This is a genomic window from Pseudonocardia nigra (assembly GCF_019396355.1).
GTDB classification, from domain to species: domain Bacteria; phylum Actinomycetota; class Actinomycetes; order Mycobacteriales; family Pseudonocardiaceae; genus Pseudonocardia; species Pseudonocardia nigra.
Genome location: NZ_JAHKRK010000392.1, coordinates 1 through 2,732 on the forward strand (window position 1 = coordinate 1; position 2,732 = coordinate 2,732).

The following is a 2,732-nucleotide window of genomic DNA, read 5'->3' on the forward strand; positions in this document are numbered from 1 at the left end:
CATCCCGACGATCTGCCGACCCTCGTACGATTCGCTCACAGGGGCCTCCTCAAATCGATGGTGTGAGCACCCCGAGCATGAGCCGGGAGTCACGAGGAGCGGAGGCCCCGCTCCTTCATCACATCAGAGCTTGAGCCGGAGGTCGGGATCGAACCGACGACCTACTGTTTACAAGGTCGTCCGTCGGCATGGTCCAGGGCCTCTACCAGCACCAACAGTCACGGCGGCGACCTCACAAGTTGCCCGGAGACCCACCTGGCAACGCTACTTCGCACCACGTTTGATGGCAGGCAGTACGCCACGGGGCTCGTTCCCAGGCTGGTCCGGCCACTCCCCGACGCCCCGGGGCATGTCGTTCAGCACCCCACCCATGGGCAGCTCGCGGAGCGTGCTGGCTTGTACGTGGTGGGAGAGCGCGGCCAGTGCGGCGGCGAGCCAGCGCCGCTCCTGCACGTCGCGACAGCGGTCCGTCAGGCGTTCAACGATCTGGGTCAGCGCGGGGAGTGCCTCGACTATCACCTCGGGCGGCGGTTCGAAGTCGAGACCCCGTTCCACGGCGACTCGCTCGAGCAGCTCGACCACCGTCGGCGGTCGAGACGATTCGGGGGCATTGGCGTGGCGCGGCATACCTCGTATCGTGCCTGCCCTTTGCCCCATCACCTGAGTCCATCCACAGGTCCGGTGAAGTTGTCCACAGCGGATCGTCGTCCGCATGGTGTGCTCGCGGCTAGAGGATTCGCAGGGCGACGCACCGCCAGCCGGTCTGCTGCTGCTCGAAGCGAGCGGCGACGGCGCGGTGCCGCTGGTCGACCGCCACGACGGCGACCGCCTCCACGGCGTGCTCGGTCGGGCGGCACACCCGAAGCGACAGCAGCCGCGACACCCGCGCCGAGCGCCCGGCCAGACGCGCCGCACGGGCGTAGCGCAGCACAGACGGCGCAGCCACTGCGGCCAGCTGTGCGACCGGACGCCGGGCGTCGATCACCTCGAGGATCAGCCGGAGCACCCGCGCCACCGGAAGCTGTACCGGCGCGGCGTCCGGCAAGTCCACCACGATCGCCGCGGCACGCACGCCGGACGTGTCCGCCGCCGGGTCGGTAGCCCCGGACATGATCGATGCGCCGCAGTGCGGGCAGGACATCGTCGACGGCTGCGCCGGTTCGGCGGTCGGCTCGTAGGCGATCGGACGGATCCGGAGAGCCTTCCCGCTGCTACTGGTCATCGTGGCCTCCCGGATCCCGAGGCCTGTCGGCCCGTCCCCTTGGGGTGGCGGGGTGCTGTCCCCCGCCGCCGCAAGGCGCCCCAGCACGGCCGTGGAGGCTCGCCGTCAAGGGCGGCCGAAGGCCGTCGCGCAGCGACGCGGAGCGCAGCGCAGCGCCCTTGACGGTGAGTCAGGCCGTGCTAAGCCAAGGGCCGACAGGCCCCGCCGAAGGCGGTCCATCGGGGCTATTTGGCCGACGCGGCCCTGAGCACAAACCCCACCGCGCCACGACCGCCGCTCGGATCACCGGTCCGCTCGGCGCGGTCGGCGTCCTGGTGCGTCCTTTGGGTACACGAGTGCGGAACGTCGCAACAGGACACCGAACCCTGCAGAGGTCGCCCTCCCGATGAACGGATTCCTCCTGGTCCTGGCTCTGGCTGCGCTTCCGGCGGTCGGAAACTTCCTAGGAGGCGTGCTCGCCGAGGTAGTCAACGTCTCGGAGCGGGCTTTGAGTCTGGCGCTGCATCTGGCCGCGGGCATCGTGCTGGCCGTGGTTGGGCTCGAGCTGATGCCGGAGGCCTTGAACGCGCGCCCGCCGTGGGTGCCCATCGTGGCATTCGTCGCCGGCGGCGCGTTCTTCATCTACATCGGGCACCTGCTCGGCCACATCCGCAGCATCCTCGGCCGCCGGGAGGACGCGAACGGCCCGCTGGCGATCTTCTCCGGGGTCTCGCTGGACCTGTTCAGCGACGGCGTCATGATCGGCACCGGCACCGTGCTGAACCCGGCTCTGGGTCTTCTTCTGGCCCTCGGGCAGGTCCCCGCCGATGTGCCCGAGGGCTTCGCCGCGATCGCCACGCTCCAGCGGGCGAAGATCCGCCGCCGAACCCGGATCCTCATGGCAGCGAGTTTCACCCTGCCGATCCTCGTAGGCGCGACGCTCGGCTACTTCACCCTGCGCAACGCGCCGGAGGTGATCACCTTGTCGGTCCTGGCCCTCACCGGAGGCGCCTTGACCAGCGTCGTGGTCGAGGAAATGGTGTCCGAGGCCCACGAAGGCCAGACCAGCCGGTTGGGCCCGCTATTTCTGACCGGCGGGTTCGCGGTCTTCGCTCTCATCTCGGTCTACCTCGGCGAGCGCTGAGCAGGCTGCGGGCTGCGGCCTCGCCGGATTGCACGGCGCCTTCCAGAGAGTTGGGCCGGCCGCTGTGGTCCGAGCCAGCGAAGCGGAGGCGGCGGCGCGAGGCGTGTTCAGGGCCACGGCGTCCCGCCTGAGCTGGCCGGCGCGGCGTGGACGATGACTTGGGCGAGGCAGCGTAACTGGCGGTTACGGTGGACCGGGCCTCCGGCCTCATCGATAGCATCGGCTCGTGGTCCTCGCTCCTGGTCCTCCGGCACAACCGACACGGAGGCCTATTCAGCCGCCAAGTAGAAGTGCAGTCCGATAACCGCCGAGATCGTCGTGTCGAACGTCGCCAGCGGCCGCCGGTAGTCGGTGTGCATGATGCGCCAGGTCTTAAAGTTTGCGATC

The 2,732-nt window shown here is 69.4% G+C and carries 3 protein-coding genes; 1 reads left to right on the forward strand and 2 read right to left on the reverse strand.

Features of this window, described 5'->3' with window-relative positions:
• Window positions 1-264: 264 nt before the first annotated feature.
• Both KME75_RS40780 and KME75_RS40785 read right to left on the reverse strand, forming a co-directional pair.
• Window positions 265-627, reverse strand: a complete 363-nt coding sequence (locus KME75_RS40780; protein ID WP_219420343.1) for a hypothetical protein — start codon at window positions 625-627, stop codon at window positions 265-267.
• A gap of 100 nt (window positions 628-727) precedes the next feature.
• Window positions 728-1,222, reverse strand: a complete 495-nt coding sequence (locus KME75_RS40785) for an Rv3235 family protein (protein ID WP_219420344.1) — start codon at window positions 1,220-1,222, stop codon at window positions 728-730.
• 451 nt (window positions 1,223-1,673) lie between these two features.
• Between KME75_RS40785 and KME75_RS40790 the strand changes: the two genes are divergently transcribed.
• Window positions 1,674-2,345 (forward strand): ZIP family metal transporter, encoded by a 672-nt coding sequence (locus KME75_RS40790; RefSeq protein ID WP_219420345.1) that lies wholly within the window; start codon window positions 1,674-1,676, stop codon window positions 2,343-2,345.
• The last annotated feature ends 387 nt before the right edge of the window (window positions 2,346-2,732 follow it).

What these genes read in the sequence shown, in the direction of transcription:
- KME75_RS40780 (WP_219420343.1), bottom strand. Translation starts at nt 627, where the DNA reads ATGCCGCGCCACGCCAATGCCCCCGAATCGTCTCGACCGCCGACGGTG.
- KME75_RS40785 (WP_219420344.1), bottom strand. Translation starts at nt 1,222, where the DNA reads ATGACCAGTAGCAGCGGGAAGGCTCTCCGGATCCGTCCGATCGCCTAC.